17 protein-coding genes are annotated in these 15,230 nt (G+C 61.7%); 12 read left to right on the top strand and 5 right to left on the bottom strand.

Annotated features, from left to right (window positions below):
* Window positions 1–87: 87 nt before the first annotated feature.
* The 3 genes from NKH98_RS07835 (at window position 88) to NKH98_RS07825 (ending at window position 2,482) form a co-directional block, all read left to right on the top strand.
* On the top strand, window positions 88–1,488 hold the full coding sequence (locus tag NKH98_RS07835) for a PAS domain-containing HWE histidine kinase family protein (RefSeq protein WP_352647949.1): 1,401 nt from the start codon (window positions 88–90) through the stop codon (window positions 1,486–1,488).
* 75 nt (window positions 1,489–1,563) lie between these two features.
* Window positions 1,564–1,935 (top strand): avidin/streptavidin family protein, encoded by a 372-nt coding sequence (locus NKH98_RS07830; protein WP_352897530.1) that lies wholly within the window; start codon window positions 1,564–1,566, stop codon window positions 1,933–1,935.
* A 130-nt stretch (window positions 1,936–2,065) separates the two neighbouring features.
* On the top strand, window positions 2,066–2,482 hold the full coding sequence (locus NKH98_RS07825) for an HD domain-containing protein (RefSeq protein WP_352897529.1): 417 nt from the start codon (window positions 2,066–2,068) through the stop codon (window positions 2,480–2,482).
* A 31-nt stretch (window positions 2,483–2,513) separates the two neighbouring features.
* On the opposite strand, the gene NKH98_RS07820 is transcribed toward NKH98_RS07825, so the two are convergent.
* A complete protein-coding gene (locus NKH98_RS07820) occupies window positions 2,514–2,924 on the bottom strand; it encodes a DUF427 domain-containing protein (protein WP_352820311.1) in 411 nt (136 codons plus the stop codon).
* Window positions 2,925–3,105: 181 nt separating this feature from the next.
* Between NKH98_RS07820 and NKH98_RS07815 the strand changes: the two genes are divergently transcribed.
* The 7 genes from NKH98_RS07815 (at window position 3,106) to NKH98_RS07785 (ending at window position 9,769) form a co-directional block, all read left to right on the top strand.
* Window positions 3,106–3,921 carry an endonuclease/exonuclease/phosphatase family protein gene (locus tag NKH98_RS07815; protein ID WP_302893445.1) on the top strand — a complete coding sequence of 272 codons (816 nt, stop codon included), beginning with the start codon at window positions 3,106–3,108 and terminating at the stop codon, window positions 3,919–3,921.
* Between the two features lie 63 nt (window positions 3,922–3,984).
* On the top strand, window positions 3,985–5,385 hold the full coding sequence (locus NKH98_RS07810) for a phospholipase D family protein (protein ID WP_352897528.1): 1,401 nt from the start codon (window positions 3,985–3,987) through the stop codon (window positions 5,383–5,385).
* Between the two features lie 471 nt (window positions 5,386–5,856).
* Window positions 5,857–6,159, top strand: a complete 303-nt coding sequence (locus NKH98_RS07805; RefSeq protein ID WP_352897526.1) for a hypothetical protein — start codon at window positions 5,857–5,859, stop codon at window positions 6,157–6,159.
* A gap of 190 nt (window positions 6,160–6,349) precedes the next feature.
* A complete protein-coding gene (locus NKH98_RS07800; protein WP_352897525.1) occupies window positions 6,350–7,321 on the top strand; it encodes an SDR family oxidoreductase in 972 nt (323 codons plus the stop codon).
* A gap of 4 nt (window positions 7,322–7,325) precedes the next feature.
* Window positions 7,326–9,041, top strand: coding sequence for an HAD family hydrolase (locus tag NKH98_RS07795; RefSeq protein ID WP_352897524.1), 1,716 nt, complete (start codon window positions 7,326–7,328; stop codon window positions 9,039–9,041).
* Window positions 9,042–9,148: 107 nt separating this feature from the next.
* Window positions 9,149–9,301 carry a peptide ABC transporter permease gene (locus NKH98_RS07790; protein WP_254815765.1) on the top strand — a complete coding sequence of 51 codons (153 nt, stop codon included), beginning with the start codon at window positions 9,149–9,151 and terminating at the stop codon, window positions 9,299–9,301.
* 24 nt (window positions 9,302–9,325) lie between these two features.
* Window positions 9,326–9,769 (top strand): PPC domain-containing DNA-binding protein, encoded by a 444-nt coding sequence (locus tag NKH98_RS07785; protein WP_352897523.1) that lies wholly within the window; start codon window positions 9,326–9,328, stop codon window positions 9,767–9,769.
* Between the two features lie 10 nt (window positions 9,770–9,779).
* Here NKH98_RS07785 and NKH98_RS07780 read toward each other — a convergent pair whose 3' ends face one another.
* Together NKH98_RS07780 and NKH98_RS07775 are read right to left on the bottom strand one after the other, a co-directional pair.
* Window positions 9,780–11,042, bottom strand: a complete 1,263-nt coding sequence (locus tag NKH98_RS07780) for a DUF763 domain-containing protein (RefSeq protein WP_352897522.1) — start codon at window positions 11,040–11,042, stop codon at window positions 9,780–9,782.
* Window positions 11,043–11,145: 103 nt separating this feature from the next.
* Complete coding sequence (locus NKH98_RS07775; RefSeq protein ID WP_352897521.1) at window positions 11,146–11,850, bottom strand: MgtC/SapB family protein; 705 nt, start codon at window positions 11,848–11,850, stop codon at window positions 11,146–11,148.
* A 226-nt stretch (window positions 11,851–12,076) separates the two neighbouring features.
* Between NKH98_RS07775 and NKH98_RS07770 the strand changes: the two genes are divergently transcribed.
* Both NKH98_RS07770 and NKH98_RS07765 read left to right on the top strand, forming a co-directional pair.
* Window positions 12,077–12,244 carry a hypothetical protein gene (locus tag NKH98_RS07770; protein WP_254815761.1) on the top strand — a complete coding sequence of 56 codons (168 nt, stop codon included), beginning with the start codon at window positions 12,077–12,079 and terminating at the stop codon, window positions 12,242–12,244.
* A gap of 30 nt (window positions 12,245–12,274) precedes the next feature.
* Window positions 12,275–13,273: an ATP-dependent DNA ligase gene (locus tag NKH98_RS07765; RefSeq protein ID WP_352897520.1), complete on the top strand. Its 999-nt coding sequence runs from the start codon at window positions 12,275–12,277 to the stop codon at window positions 13,271–13,273.
* Window positions 13,274–13,374: 101 nt separating this feature from the next.
* Here NKH98_RS07765 and NKH98_RS07760 read toward each other — a convergent pair whose 3' ends face one another.
* Window positions 13,375–13,902, bottom strand: coding sequence for a YciE/YciF ferroxidase family protein (locus NKH98_RS07760; protein WP_254815759.1), 528 nt, complete (start codon window positions 13,900–13,902; stop codon window positions 13,375–13,377).
* Window positions 13,903–14,070: 168 nt separating this feature from the next.
* Window positions 14,071–14,820 (bottom strand): Crp/Fnr family transcriptional regulator, encoded by a 750-nt coding sequence (locus NKH98_RS07755; RefSeq protein ID WP_502894212.1) that lies wholly within the window; start codon window positions 14,818–14,820, stop codon window positions 14,071–14,073.
* Window positions 14,821–15,230 lie beyond the last annotated feature (410 nt).

Raw genomic sequence — 15,230 nt, 5'->3', positions numbered from 1 at the left:
GAAAGCGGATCGAACGGAACCGAAAACGCGCGCGCGCATTTAGATGACGTAGCAATCCGTCGGCAAGCCAAGCGGAGCGGGGGACTGGTGGACGTCGTTGAACTAAAGACTGGCGGAATCCCGCAAGTTTCCTCCGCCGATCTGATGCAGGCGTTGCCTGTGGCTGTCTACACCACCGACAGACAAGGCTACATCTCGTTCTTCAATGAAGCCGCTGCCGATCTCTGGGGATATCGTCCGGTTATCGGCCAGGACCGCTGGTGCGGATCATGGAAGCTTCGCCACCTCGACGGACGGCCGATGGCGCACGACGAATGTCCGATGGCCGTTGCCTTGCTGGAGGAGCGGGACGTTCCTGGGGGCCGGGCGATCGCCGAGCGGCCGGACGGCCAGTTCATCCCGTTCAGCGCGCATCCGGTCCTGCTTCGCGATGCGAACGGCGAGGTCGTCGGCGCCATTAACACCTTGCTCGACCTGCGCACCCAGGCGCTGGCTGACGACGCCAGCATAAGGCTCGCTGCCATCGTCGAATCTTCGATGGACGCGATCGTGTCGAAAGACCTGAACGGCATTATCACCAGCTGGAACGACGCGGCACAACGCCTGTTCGGCTACACGCCCGCCGAGGCGATCGGTCGCCCGGTGACGATGCTCATCCCGCCCGACCACCTGGATGAGGAAGCCATGATCATCAGCCGCATTCGCGCCGGCGAGCGGATCCCTTCATACGAGACTATCCGGCAGCGCAAGGACGGCACCCTGGTACCGGTTTCGCTCACCATCTCGCCGATACGCGACGGCATTGGGCGTATCGTCGGCGCTTCCAAGATCGCGCGCGACATCAGCCCGCACAAGGACAGCGAACGGCGTATCCGCACACTCATGCGGGAAGTCAACCATCGCGTTAAAAACCAGTATTCGGTGATCGTCTCGATGATCCGAGAGACCAGCAAGCTGGCGGGTACGCCAGAGGCTTTCCTTTCCCAGGTCCGGGAACGCATCATGGCACTTTCGGAATCACACGATCTGCTGGTCGATGCCGAATGGCGTGGCGCGACTATCGGCGAATTGATCCATGCCCAGACCAAGGCCTTCGCGACACAGGCCAGGCTGTCGATGAGCGGACCGATGATCATGCTGCAGCCGAATGCGGTGCAATATCTCGGCATTGCCTTTCACGAGCTGGCCACCAATTCGGTAAAGCACGGAGCGCTGTCGCGCCTTGACGGGCGGGTCGAGGTCGAATGGACCGTGACGCCAGCCGCCGATGGCAGCGACGGCTTCCGCCTTGTCTGGCGGGAACTGGACGGACCATTGGTCGATGAAAACACGCGACGCGGTTTCGGAACGGTCGTGCTCAAACGCGTCACCCCGCAGGCGCTCAGCGGCACCGGCCGCCTGGAATTTGAGAGGCACGGCATCACCTGGACGCTGGAAGCGCCGCTGCGCTTCGTTCAGATGTCGATGGCTGGCATTGCGGCTGATTGAAAGCCGCTATCTCGGCCGCGGCTTGGAGGCCGTGTGGCAACGCAATCGCTATGGCAGCAATCAGGAGGAGCAGCGATGAGTTGGCTGGGCACCTGGCGGAACCAGTACGGGTCGGTCGTCGAACTGACCAGCGAAGAGGGCGGACGGATAAGCGGAACCTTCAGGACAGCGCTAGAGGACAGCGCCTTCTTCGGCACGACGGTGCCGCTGTTCGGAGCCTGCCATGGAGATGTCATCGGATTCACCTGCGCAGCCGAAGGGCGTGTCGGAGCCGTAGCGGTGAGCTATACCGGCATCCTCAGGGATGGGAAGCTGGAAATGCTATGGCACACCGTTGCGGATGCCGCTTTGTCGGCGGAAAAGGAAGGTGCCCCGGCCCGAGCCAGGAAACTCCCCGCCTGGCGTGCCTTTGGAACCAGCCTCGACAGTTTTGAACGCGTCTCCTGACTATTCCGCCCGCCACCGCGGCATTCAGCTCGCAAGCGAGGCAGCAGGGTCCGGCGGCGCGTAGGAACTCGCACTGACAATGGCGCGTTGGTGCGCCAGGACATGCGCTGTTCTTTACGGGGTCGACCCAATGAGCGTGCTTTATCGCGCAGCGAAAATCGCCGAACAGGCTCATGCCGGGCAGACGGACAAGACAGGGCGGCCTTATATCGAACATTGCCGCCGGGTCGTCGATGCCGTCGAAACGCTCGACCAGAAAGCCATCGCCTATCTTCACGACGTCATCGAAAAAGGCGACGGCTGGAATCGCGACCGGCTTGAGGCGGCCGGGTTCGGGCCGTCCATCATATCGGCCGTCGACGCACTGACACGGCGGCCGAACGAGGACGATGCTGTGTTCGTTCGCAGGGCTGCGGCCAACCCGCTGGCGTTGCCGGTCAAGCGCGCCGATCTCGCCGACAATCTATGGCAGGCACGGCAGATCGGTGCCTCGGCAGCGAAATACGAAGCCGGCTTGCGCATTCTCAGAGAAGAGTTCGCGAGCTGACGGAAAGCTGACGGCTGTCGCCGATGTGGGTCTATTCGGTGACGTGCGGCGTATGCCGCTTGTCCTCCGCGGGATCGGCCTCAATCCGCGCCCGGCCGGGATCAAACGCGCCGTGGCGGGCGATCGCCAGTGCCGCGGTGTCGGGCGTCTCGTAGGCCCACATGAAGTCTTCTGCCGACGAGCCGACCGCATGAACACGCCAATAACTTGCCGTGCCCTTCAGCGGGCTGTGGCTCGTTGTGTTTGTCTTCTCCAGAAGGTCGAAATAGATGTCCTCGAAGGGTATGTAGAAGACAGGATCATGACCATCTTCGTAGAGCAGCTTTGCCCGCGCGCTCGACGCAATAATGGCGTCGGAGAACCGAACGGTTACGGTTCCATCGAACGGGACAATCCTGAGCGGGCCTGAGCGGGGGGCGGAATTTGCGGCTAAGGGCTGCATTCGACTTCTCCGTAGACTGCGCTGCCCTCCCGAAACGTGTTGTTGCCCGTCAGGGTTCCAGACCGCGGGCGCGCCGACGCCGGCGGTGGAACGGTTTTACAAGGTCGTCGTTGTTTCAGACCTCCGCACGCGCCATAATCGCAATGGCCGCCACTCGCCGACTCAAAAGCAAATGGATCAGATGCTGGATCGATCGCCTACCCTTCCAAGGTCGCTTGGCGCTGCGCTGCGAAGGGAAGTGCCGCGGTTTACGGCGCCCGGCAACGAAATTTCGTGCACCACGGTTGCATCCTACAATGTGCATAAATGCGTCGGCACCGACGGCAGGTTCGATCCGGAGCGGGTCGCGGCCGTGGTCAAGGAACTCGACGCCGATATCATTGCCTTGCAGGAGGCCGACGAAAGAACCGGAAGCAGGCAGGGTTTGCTCGATCTCGCAGCGCTCGAGCGGGATAGCGACCTCGTCCCCACACATGTCCCGGAAAACCGCCGCAGCCATGGCTGGCACGGAAATCTGATCCTGGCGCGCCGCGGCGTGGTCGAAAGCGTGAACCAGATCCGGCTGCCCGGCCTTGAGCCGCGCGGTGCGGTCATCGCGGATCTGGAGCTGAAGGGCGTCTCGCTCAGGATCATAGCCGCACATTTTGGCCTGCTGCGGCGGTCGCGCTCGCAGCAGGCCAACGCGCTGGTCGAAGCCACACACCCGGTTCTGCGGCCAACCATCCTGCTTGGCGACCTCAACGAATGGCGCGTCCGCAACAGGTCTTCGCTGCTGGCCTTGCTGCCGCATTTCGGTCCGATCGATGCGGTTCTGCCGAGCTTTCCGTCGCGCTTTCCACTGTTTGCGCTCGACCGCATTCTGGCCAGGCCGCCCCACCTGATTTCCAGCATCGAGGTGCACAAGACGCCGCTGGCGCAGCGCGCTTCCGATCATCTGCCGATCAAGGCCCGGCTGAACCTGGACGCGATACGGCAGCCGCGACTGCAACCAGAATGAAGCTGAAGGGTTGTTAGTCAGATTTCAGACCGTTTGCTTCGCTGATGTTTGCCGGTGCACTTGATGGATACAGCCATTTCGCGGTTTGCCCGGGACAAGATCGCGGCCGGCAATAGCGGGTTGCTGCTGATCGCCGACAATTATGACGCGTTTGCCGCGCGAATCCTTGCTGCGCGCAGTGCCACAAGCAGCCTCGACCTGATGTACTATCTCTGGCACGACGACCATAGCGGCCGGCTGCTGATGCAGGAGGTCGTCAAGGCGGCGGAGCGCGGTGTCCGCGTCCGCCTGCTGCTGGACGATATAAATCCGCGCAACAGCGACGCCGCTTACCTGGCGCTCAACAGCTACAAGAACATCGAGCTGAGGCTGTTCAACCCCAGCGGCATGAGGAACGGCAGCATCTTTCGCTCGCTGGAGATGGTCGCCCGGCTGTTTGCGATGACCCGCCGCATGCACAACAAGGCCTGGATCGCCGACGGGAGCCTGGCCATCGTCGGCGGAAGGAACATCGGCGATGCCTATTTCGACGCTGCGGAGACGAATTTTCGCGATCTCGACCTGTTGCTTCTCGGTCCTGCCGTAGGGCAGACGATGCAGATCTTCGAGGCGTTCTGGAGTTGCGAGGCGGCAAAGCCGATCGAACTGCTCAACCCGGCTGCAGCGGGCTCGCGCGCCGATTTCCTAGACAATCTCGATGCGACCGCGGACGGCCAGCTTTTGAACAGCCTGCGTGCCTGGCGCACGATCACGGAGTTCATTGTAGCGCACAGCGACGTCTGCTGGACGAAAGGCGTTCGCGTCATTTCCGATCCGCCGGAAAAGGTGCGCGGCAAGAGGCGCAGGAACTGGCTGACAAAGGAGCTGCTTCCCGCTATCGCGGCGACCAGGCAGCGCCTCGAAATTGTCTCGCCCTATTTCATCCCCAGCCGCACCGGGTTGGCCATCCTGTCGAAGCTGGTGGACCGTGGCGCCGAGGTTGCAATCCTGACCAACTCGCTCGCCGCGACGGACGTCGCCGCCGTGCACGGCGCCTATGCCAAATACCGCCGCAAGCTGCTTAAAAAAGGTATCCAGCTTTTCGAATTGCAGCCCTTCGACCGCCAGGCCAACATCTCCGTTTTCGGCTCAAAGGGAGCCAGCCTGCATACCAAGGCCTTTACGGTCGACGACACGCTGGGGTTTGTCGGTTCCTTCAATTTCGATCCGCGTTCGGTGTCGTTAAATGCGGAAATGGGCGTACTTTTCCACGATATCAATCTGGTAATGGAGTTGCGCCGGCTGTTCGAGCACGAAAAGTCACCGCAGACGAGCTACCAGCTGATCCTGGACAAAGGCGCCTTGCGGTGGCTCGGCTTGGCGGATGGCGAGATGCGGCAATATTCGCATGAACCGGAGGCCAGTCTCTATCGGCGCATCATTGCAGCACTGGTTGGGTGCCTGCCGATCGAATCGCAATTGTAGAAGTGACGGATTTGTCGGAACGCGACTCTTTGTCGGAACGGAAATGCGGGATCACGAGTTGTAATCCGGTCCGGAGCATGCCGATGAAGACCACGCTATACAGTTTTCTTGCCGAGCTCTTGCCGTTCTGGATGGCGCATAAACGCAAAATGCGCGCCGACCGTGTCGCTGAGCCGCCGACACGATCTACCGCAGGTGACGATGTTCGGCCGTCAGGCGACCCGAACCGCGCAACACCGGCGCGACGGCGCAACGCGTCTTAGGGCGAGATGCCTGCAAATTACACGCCGCCCCAAATGTCTGGTTAGCGGCATTCTGCGACGCCAAATGATTTCGCTTGACTGCAAAGCTCTAGCTCTTTGGCGATCACGCTATCGTTAAGTATCGCTGTTTGAAATTCGGCGTTGCCAAGCATCCATTTTGCAGCACGTACGTTAATGACACTACAGTTTGCCGCTACAGGTGAGCACCATGAGTGCTAATGCGATAGAATTCTTGCAGGACTGGATTCACGAAAACGTTCATGTGCCGCCGCCTCCGATCAGGCTTGAAAAGGAGGCGGAAATCCTCGCCAGGGAATGCAAGCAAGAGGCGGCCAACGCCGGGGTACCCATCGAAGACATCGAGGAAGAGGTTGGCGACCTCAAGGATCTGCTCGTCGCCAAGCTCGAAGACGCAGCCGAGGACGAGGCCAGGCAACTCAATGGCAAGGGCAGCGACATGAATAGGACGGCTGGAGCCAGCGGTCGGGCGATACTGCAGAACAATCTGTGATTCAGGGCGGGCCGAACAAATGCGCCGCTGAGGACGCCGCAATCTCCTGGGCATTTTCAGCGGGTTCGTACTGCAGCGGGTTGCCGTGGCTCAGACTTCGCACGATCCGCTCCGGACTGAAGGAATGACGCCATGGCATAAACCTTTTCGCCGGACATGCGTTGTTGGGTTTCAAGCCAGGGAGATGACCATGCAGATGAAATCGGAAATCGCCGGCGAGGCCGCCAAGCAGCGGCATATCCAGCGCCGTATCGACGAGAAGGACAAGTCCAAATCCAATGGCAAGCAAAAAGGCGCCATGCAGGCCGGCGCCCGCAAATATCCCGAGCCGCCCTTCCCCGAGCAGCACCAGCCGAAGCCGGGGCATGAATGGGCGATCGAGCCGGCGCCGCTTTATGATGCGCCATTTTATATCGGATCAAAAAAGCTCGACGGCAAAGTGGCCGTCATTACCGGCGGCGATTCAGGCATCGGCCGTGCGGTGGCCGTGCTCTATGCGCGTGAAGGCGCCGATGTGGCGATCGTCTATCTCTCGGAGGACAAGGACGCCGAAGAGACCAAAAGGGCCGTCGAAGCCGAAGGCCGGCGCTGCATCCTGATCAAGGCCGATGTCAGCGAACGCGACCACTGCCACAACGCGGTGGCTGAGATCGTGCAGGAGTTTGGGCGCATCGACGTGCTGGTCAACAACGCCGCTTTCCAGATCCACTCCAGCGATTTCAGCGAGCTGACCGAGGAGCATTTCGACACGACGCTGAAGACCAACCTCTACGGCTATTTCCACATGGCGCAGGAGGCGGTACCGCACATGAAGCCCGGTTCGGCAATCATCAATACCGGCTCCGTGACCGGCATCGATGGCTCGAAGCAACTGGTCGATTACTCCATGACCAAGGGCGGCATTCATGCCTTCACCCGCGCGCTCTCGGGCAACCTTGTCGACAGGGGCATAAGGGTCAACGCCGTGGCGCCAGGCCCGGTTTGGACGCCGCTCAACCCCTCGGACAAGGAAGCCGGCGATGTTTCGAAATTTGGCGCCGATACGCCGATGAAACGGCCGGCCCAGCCGGAGGAGATCGCGCCGGCCTACGTGTTCCTCGCCTCGCCGCACTGCTCGAGCTATATCACCGGCGAGATATTGCCGATCGTGGGCGGCTACTGACGGCATGTATTTCATTGCCCTGGCCACTGACTATGACGGCACGCTGGCGCATGAGGGGATCGTTGCCGAGAAGACGCTTGCGGCGCTTGAACGCTTCAAGAAGAGCGGCCGCAAACTCATTCTCGTCACCGGGCGCGAGCTGCCCGACCTCAAACGCGTCTTTCCCGAAGTCGCGATCTTCGACAAGGTCGTCGCCGAAAACGGCGCGTTGATCTACACGCCGGCCAGCGAGGAGGAGCGGACGATATCTCCGCCGCCCGCCCCCGAGCTCATCGCCAAACTCAGGAAACGCGGTGTCAAACCGCTTTCGGTCGGACGCTCGATCGTCGCAACCTGGGAACCGCATCAGGCTACCGCGCTCGAGGTGATCAAGAAATTGGGGCTGGAGCTGGAAATCATCTTCAACAAGGGCGCGGTGATGATCCTGCCCAGCGGCATCAACAAGGCGACCGGCCTGACAGCCGCGCTTCAGGACCTCAGATTGTCGCCGCACAACGTCGTCGGTGTCGGCGACGCCGAAAACGACCACGCCTTCCTGCGCGCCTGCGGGTTCAGCGTCGCCGTCGACAACGCACTGCCGGCAGTCAAGGAAACGGCGGATCTCGTGACACGGGGCGCGCGCGGAAAAGGCGTCGAGGAACTGATCGCAAAGGTGGTGGAGCGCGATCGCGAGCTTGTGCCGAGCCGCGACGGCATTGTGCTTGGCTCGGAGGACGGCAAGGAGGTGCATCTGTCGCCAACCGATACGGTGCTGATCGCCGGGAGCTCCGGCATCGGCAAATCGACCCTGGCGACCGCACTGACGGAGCGCTTCGTCGAGAGAAAGTTCCAGTTCTGCATCTTCGATCCGGAAGGCGACTACGATGGCCTCGAAGGCGCGGTCCGGCTGGGCGACGGCTCGAACGCGCCGACGAAAACGCAATTGCTCGATCTCCTGGAGAAGCCCGACAACAATCTTGTCGTCAATGGCCTGGCGCTGCGTGTCAACGAGCGGCCGGACTTCTTTGCCGACCTGCTGCCGGGCCTTGGCAGTCTTCGTTTCCGTACGGCACGACCGCACTGGCTGATCATCGACGAGGCGCATCACCTCCTGCCGAAGCGGCGCGACGATACCCCGATGGTGCTGGCGATGGAATTGCCCGGCACGATCCTGATCACGGTTCATCCGGATGCGATCTCAACCGATGCGTTGCGGCTGGTCACCGCCGTCATCGCACTCGGCCCCAAGGCAAAAAAGGTCATCAAGACGTTCTGCCGCGAGACCGGCACCGAACCGCCAAAGGACAAGGATCTGAGCTCTCCAAAAGACCAGCGCGTGCTGTTCTGGCGGCCGCAGGCGCACAAGAAACCTGCCATGGTCGAGCCGATCGAGCCGCGGCAGTCGCTCAAGCGCCACAGCCGCAAATATGCCGAGGGCCAGCTCGACGAGAAGGGCAGCTTCTATTTCCGCGGCCCCGACAATGCAATGAATCTCCGCGCCCATAATCTGATGATTTTCGCCCAGATCGCCGAGGGCATCGACGACAGGACCTGGGAACATCATCTGCGCGCCGGCGACTATTCCGAATGGTTTCGCCACCAGATCAGGGACAAGGAACTGGCGCGCGAGACCGCGGAGGCGGAGAAAGACGGCACACTTTCGGCGCAGGAGAGCCGCAACCACATCCTGGACGCAGTGCGCCGCCGCTATACCGCGCCCGCCACCGCGCCAAAGGAATAGATGCAAACGGCGCCCAGCCGTGGAACCTCATCCGCCAAACGAAATTGTGTTCTATCGGGCGCCAGATCCAATCAATGCCGAACAATTGCCCCGGAAAGAGACGATGGATGAGCAGCGACCCGGACAAGAATGGTCCTGTCTTTTCGGCGGAGCAGGCGCGGCAGGGCGAGATCATCCTGCGGACGCGGGCGCGCCGGATCATTTTCATCGCCGGCCTGGTGGGTCTCGTCTTTCTGGCATTGCTGGTGTGGTGGGTTTGAATTCCTGACGGCTGGAGCGAAATCATGAAATCACGACTTGTTGCCGAAAGCGCCGGGCAGAGAACGTTTGTGGTTGTGCTTGATCCCGGCGAAGAGGCGTTTGCGCAGCTGACGTCGTTTGCGGTCGAGCGTGGCGTCGGCGGCGCGTCGCTGACTGCGCTCGGCGCTTTCGAAAGGGCAACCGTCGGCTGGTTCGACCCTGGAGAAAGGACCTACCGGAAAATCCCCATCCAGGAACAGTGCGAAGTGCTGAGCGCGATCGGCGATGTTGCCATCGGCGACGACGGCAGGCCCAGCCTGCACGTCCACGCAGTCCTTGGATTGAGTGACGGCACCACGAGGGGTGGCCATCTGCTGGACGGCATCGTGCGGCCGACGCTCGAGGTCACATTGGTGGAGACGCCTGGCCATCTGCGCCGCAGGCATCGTCCCGAACTCGGCGTCGCCCTGATCGACTTGGAGCCTTGATCCGAGCCGATCACTTCGTTGATTTGACTGCGGCCGTTTCGGGTACACCCTCCCAACCGAAGACGCTGCGGCCGCCGAGCAGATGCGATTGCTCGAACTCCCCGGCGACGATTTCCTTCAGGCTTGGGCCGGTGACATAGCGCTCGACCTGCCGCGACTGGTCGTCCAGCCGCCGCAAGGCGCCGATCTCTTCGTCACGGCCGAGCCTGGCCTTGTGGACAGCCGACTTCAGCACGCCGATCGTCTCGTCATAGACCTTCAGCGGCACAGGGAACGGGTGCCTGTCCTTGCCGCCATGCGCCAGCGAGAAGCGTCCTGGATCGGAAAAACGGCACGGCGCGCCATGCACGACTTCGGCGACCAACGCCAGCGCCCGCACCGTGCGCGCGCCGACATTGGGAACCAGGAGAAGCTCGGCGAAATCCGTCGGGCCGCGCTCGGCCGCCGCGGCGATGTTGCCGTGCAGGCGGCGCATGACGACATCGCTTTCGCGTACATCGTGGTGCGCCGGCATCACCAGATGCGGCAGCAGCTTTTGTTCCGGCTCCGGCGCTGGCGCCGAACCCCGCTCCAAAGCGGCAAGTTCCCTCACGATGCGATCCGGTCCAAGGTCGTGCAGAAGGTCCAGTTGTCCCTGGCGCGACGCTTCGGCGCGGCGGTCGGTCAGGTTGACGATCTCGCCCTGATTGGCGCCCTCGATGGCGGCATGCGGCTGGTCGACAAAGCTCTTCAGGCCCTCGGACAGCCAGTGATAGCGGCGCGCCACCTTGCTGTCGCCGTTCATGCCTTGCTGCACCACCACCCACTTGCCGTCGTCGGTGACGATAAAGCCGTGCAGATAGAGATCGAAACCGTCCTGGACCGCGGCGCTGTCCACCTTGGCGACAAGCCGGCTGGCAGTCGCGAGGCCTTGCCCGTCGAGACCGACACGCTCGCCGATCAGGGCGAGCTCATGCGGGGTCTTGCGCGAATGCGCGCCGCGGCCGCCGCAAACGTGGATGCCGAGTTCGCCGGAAAGTGGCGACAGACCGCGCTTCAACGCTCCGACGACGCTGGTGGTGATGCCGGAAGAGTGCCAGTCCATCCCCATCACGGCGCCAAAAGACTGGAACCAGAACGGATGCGCCAGCCGGCGCAGCAATTCATCGCGGCCGTAATGGTGGATGATCGCCTCGCACATGACCGCGCCAAGCCGCGTCATGCGGTCGCCAAGCCATTTCGGTACGCGCCCGCCGTGAAGTGGGAGATCAGCACTTCCCGATCGCTGTGCCACGGTCTTTTGCTTGCTCCTTGAGTCCTGCCTCGACAGATAGGTATCGAAAGGGGTGTGGAGAAGCTATGGCCTGATTCAGGCCGCGATCGTTGCAAGCCGCCAGCTAGCGGGCAGGTTCGCTGAGGAGATCAAACTTCTGGATCTCGCAATGCTCGCCCACCGATTCCAGCAGATCTATTGGGGGTGCGCCACTGTCCGGCCGCCTCCAACTGATCTCGAACGAGAAAACAGGGTCTTTGATATCCGGGCGCCTCTCTATCGCGACGAGGCGTGCCCGGTAGCCAAGCGGCCCGATCATCGTATCGAGTTCCTGTCGGGCTGCGGCCTTCCAGGTCACTGCCAACTGGGCGTGGTGTTCGCGCGAAATTCGAAGATCCACCCATTTCAGGACGAGCAAGGTGGCCAGCGTCAGTGCGGTGCCGGCCGCGCCCAAGCCGTATTGGCCACCACCGAAAGCCAATCCGATCGCCGTCATCACCCACAATGTGGCCGCCGTGGTGACGCCGCTGACAAGACTGCCACGGCGAAGAATGGCGCCACCGCCGATAAAGCCGACCCCGGTCAGCACGCCCAGCGGAAAGCGCAAGACGTCCATCGATGCAAACGAATCCGGGTGCTTGCCAACGGTTCCCAGCAGAATGCTGGCCTGGACCATTGCGATGGCGGCCGCCAACCCGACCAGCACGGTGGTGCGTAGCCCCGCCGCGTGCCCCCGCGCCTCCCGGTTGAGGCCTATCAACAGGCCGGCGAGCGCGGTCAGAAGTAGTCGTGCTGCGATGTCCTGCCAAACCGGAACAACGAGGAGCATTGCGGTCACCCGTCGGGCCAGGCGCTGCTGGCCAGGAATAGCGCCATGGTCAAAGCGAACAAGGGCAAGAGCGTCTTCATCGCAAATTCTTTTCGTCGATAAGCAACAAACGATGCGCCTGGATTTTGGTTGCGCCGCCGACGATTCACCCCGGCGATGGGCGGCGGCGGAACAAAACCTTCGGCCTGCGGGTTGGTGGGTTCACGCCAACGAAGGATTTGCAGTCATGGTCCGCTTGCTGCTTGCTGGAGCCGTCGCTTATCTGGCCTATCGCATCACCAAGGAGATCGGTGGGTCCGGCGAGGTCGATCCGCTGTCGCCTTCGGCCGACCAAGCCGGCCGCAAGGCGCCGAGGCGGCAAAGCGGGGCACAGAGGAATGGCCGACGGCGGTAGCGAATGGCATAGCGGCGGCACTGACCAGCCATGACCGCATTTCCGTTGCCGCTCGACCTTCGTCCGATGGAAGCCAAAGCCGCCGATGCAATTCCTGGCGGCGACGGGCTTTGGCAATACGAGCCGAAATGGGACGGGTTTCGCTGCCTCGCGTTCAAGGGCGACGATGCCGTCGACCTGCGAGCAAAATCGGGCAAGCCGCTTGGCCGCTATTTTCCCGAACTGGTCGCGGTGCTGCGCGATGTGAGCTCGCGACGGTTTGTTGCCGACGGCGAGATCGTCATCGAGGTCGACGGATCGTCCTCGTTCGAGGCCCTGCAAATGCGCCTTCATCCCGCCGAAAGCAGGATCCGCAAGTTGAGCCTCGAGACGCCTGCCATGCTGGTCCTGTTCGATATGCTGGCCGAACCCGGCGGCAGGATCATCATCGAAGAGCCTCTCACCACCAGGAGGCAGGCGATTGAGGCCTTTGTCGCGACGGCGGCACGGCCCGAACTGCACCTGTCCAAATATACGCACGACGCCGCCACCGCCGAGCGCTGGCTGCAGGGCGCCGGCTACGGCTCCACCGACGGTGTTGTTGCAAAACTGATCGCCGGGCCATACCGGCCCGGCGAGCGCGCCATGGTCAAGGTCAAGCGACTACGCACTGCGGATTGCGTGGTCGGCGGCTTTCGCTATCTCGCCGGCAGCAACGAAGTCGGATCCCTGCTGCTTGGCCTCTACAATAACGAAGGCAGGCTGGACCATGTCGGGTTCACCTCGACCATCGGCAAGGACGACAGGGCGGCACTGACCAGACGGTTGGAAAAGCTGCGGGCCAAACCGGGTTTCACCGGCAAGGCGCCGGGCGGACCAAGCCGCTGGAGCACGGAGCGGAGCGGACAATGGGAACCGATAAAGCCTGAACTGGTGGTCGAGGTTCGGTTCGACCATGTGACAGGGGACCGGTTCCGGCACGGGACAAAGCTGTTGCGCTGGCGGCCGGACAAGGAGCCCCGGCAATGCACGTTCGAGCAGATCGAGTAAGTCCGCTCCGAGGCACCGCTTCAAGACTCCAGCTGCCCGCTCTACCGCCGCGGCCAACCGAGCCTTGGCAACATTTCCGAGGCTCGGTTGCGGTTTTGAAATCAAGCGGCTTCTTGCATTGCGCGTTCGTTGACACCGCTTTCGCCGAGCTTGGAAAGCGCTTCGTCGGTCGCGACCTCTTCCTTGAGAGTTGCCCTGAGCAGCTCGACAACGTCGCTCTTGCCAAGTTCTTCCGCCCACGCGATCAAAGTGCCGTAGCGAGCGATCTCGTAATGTTCGACAGCTTGCGCCGCACCGACAAGCCCGGCGTCGAGCGCGGGAGCACCATTATACTCCTCGAGCATTTCCGAGCCCTCTTCGATGATGCCGTCAATCGCCGGACAGGTTTTGCCGCGGGCCGGCTTGCCGAATTTCTCGAACACCTCCTCGAGGCGGTCGACATGTCCTTCGGTTTCCATGCGGTGTTTCTCGAAAGCGGCGGTCACTTCTTCCGACTCCGCGCCCTTGGCCATTTTGGGCAGCGCTTTCAGTATCTTCTTCTCGGCGTAGTAGAGGTCTTTGAGCCCGTCGAGGAACAGATCCTCAAGGCCCTTGCTTGCCGCCTTCGCGGCCTTTTTCGTGGTCGCCATGATCCTCTCCCGAATGGTTGGTGCCGCCTCGCAAAGTGGAGGCGTCCGATAACCCTCCGACGGGAAACAAGTTCCCTGACGCGACGGGAGCTTTGAAAATTTTTCCGAACCCGCGTGTGGTGTCGCAAGGGCCTCGACCTGCGGCAGCAATCGGCGAGGAAAGCGCCGTCAGCGCTCGCCGATATGCTCGACCAGGCGGATGTATTCGGCCTCGGCCAAGCCGTAGCCGCCATCTGCCAGTGCGACGAGACCATCGCGGTCGCGGATGATAATTTCGCCGCGGCGGGACCGGATGAGCCCTCGCCCCTCAAGCAGCTGCAGCGCGACCGTGACACCCGGGCGCCTTACGCCAAGCATGATCGACAGGAATTCGTGAGTGATCGTCAGCCGGCCGCCGTCCACCCGATCGTCACACATGAGCAGCCAGCGCGCCAGCCGGTCTTCAAGTTTCGATCGCGCGTTGATCAGCGCGGTAAAGCCAGTCTGTACATGCAGATATTGCACGTAGCGCAGCAAGAACAGCCGCAGCGTCGGACTTTGTGTCAGCGCCGCTTTGAACGGCTCGGCGTCGATCTTGGCGGCTTCTCCCGCCAGCTGCACATAGCAATCATGGACCGTACGGTCGTCGCCCATTATCAGGGCCGAGCCGGTCATACCTTCCAAGCCGACAAGGCCGACTTCCGCATCGCTGCCGTTCGGCATTTTCGCAACCACGGAACCGATACCCTCCTCGAGGAAATAGATGGCCTCGATCGGCGACCCGGACACTTCGAGCGATTGCCGTAACTCCAGCGAACAGCGCCCGATGTGCGGCTCGAGAGATGCGAAATCGCCGGCGCTCATTCGGCGCAACAGCTTGTTTTTGTATGGATTTTTATTGGAATATGGATTCTTATTGGAAGTTGCTGGATCAGACATAGCTGGGCCCAAAACAGGGCAAGAGCTTTTCTATCTCCCAGCCGTCCGCGCCCGGTATAACCTGCGAACGATAGCGCTTATATAAGCACTGAAAGGTATGGAGCCTACTAAATAAAAAAATGAATCGATACACGGCAGTTCTCCTGCCGCTTGCCTACGAAAACATCCGACTGAAAGTTAGTGTTGAAAACGTACCAAAGACGGTTTCGTACGAAAACGACAATTGAGATCGCCGAACTCGAAAGAGCCCGTCGCGAGGGATGCAACGGGCTCCATTCGGGCGTCGTGGGCTACGCCCAGTGATCCAAATGAGGGTGGGTTGGATCGCAGCAACAATGCAGGTGCGAGACAGTCGTTCCCAAACTGTCTGCTTGGTAATTTCTGTACATTGAGTTTGGACGAGAGCGGCG

Origin of the sequence: Mesorhizobium sp. M0833 (assembly GCF_040319905.1) — a bacterium.
GTDB lineage: Bacteria > Pseudomonadota > Alphaproteobacteria > Rhizobiales > Rhizobiaceae > Mesorhizobium.
Note: the sequence above shows the minus strand (reverse complement) of the source record. Positions and strands in the feature narration are given on the sequence as shown.

Coding starts and splice junctions, on each gene's coding strand:
- NKH98_RS07805 (WP_352897526.1), top strand. CDS start 5,857: ATGAGTGCTAATGCGATAGAATTCTTGCAGGACTGGATTCACGAAAAC.
- NKH98_RS07770 (WP_254815761.1), top strand. CDS start 12,077: ATGGTCCGCTTGCTGCTTGCTGGAGCCGTCGCTTATCTGGCCTATCGC.
- NKH98_RS07825 (WP_352897529.1), top strand. CDS start 2,066: ATGAGCGTGCTTTATCGCGCAGCGAAAATCGCCGAACAGGCTCATGCC.
- NKH98_RS07760 (WP_254815759.1), bottom strand. CDS start 13,902: ATGGCGACCACGAAAAAGGCCGCGAAGGCGGCAAGCAAGGGCCTTGAG.
- NKH98_RS07815 (WP_302893445.1), top strand. CDS start 3,106: ATGCTGGATCGATCGCCTACCCTTCCAAGGTCGCTTGGCGCTGCGCTG.
- NKH98_RS07820 (WP_352820311.1), bottom strand. CDS start 2,924: ATGCAGCCCTTAGCCGCAAATTCCGCCCCCCGCTCAGGCCCGCTCAGG.
- NKH98_RS07755 (WP_502894212.1), bottom strand. CDS start 14,820: ATGTCTGATCCAGCAACTTCCAATAAGAATCCATATTCCAATAAAAAT.
- NKH98_RS07810 (WP_352897528.1), top strand. CDS start 3,985: ATGGATACAGCCATTTCGCGGTTTGCCCGGGACAAGATCGCGGCCGGC.
- NKH98_RS07785 (WP_352897523.1), top strand. CDS start 9,326: ATGAAATCACGACTTGTTGCCGAAAGCGCCGGGCAGAGAACGTTTGTG.
- NKH98_RS07795 (WP_352897524.1), top strand. CDS start 7,326: ATGTATTTCATTGCCCTGGCCACTGACTATGACGGCACGCTGGCGCAT.
- NKH98_RS07775 (WP_352897521.1), bottom strand. CDS start 11,850: ATGCTCCTCGTTGTTCCGGTTTGGCAGGACATCGCAGCACGACTACTT.
- NKH98_RS07830 (WP_352897530.1), top strand. CDS start 1,564: ATGAGTTGGCTGGGCACCTGGCGGAACCAGTACGGGTCGGTCGTCGAA.
- NKH98_RS07800 (WP_352897525.1), top strand. CDS start 6,350: ATGCAGATGAAATCGGAAATCGCCGGCGAGGCCGCCAAGCAGCGGCAT.
- NKH98_RS07790 (WP_254815765.1), top strand. CDS start 9,149: ATGAGCAGCGACCCGGACAAGAATGGTCCTGTCTTTTCGGCGGAGCAG.
- NKH98_RS07765 (WP_352897520.1), top strand. CDS start 12,275: ATGACCGCATTTCCGTTGCCGCTCGACCTTCGTCCGATGGAAGCCAAA.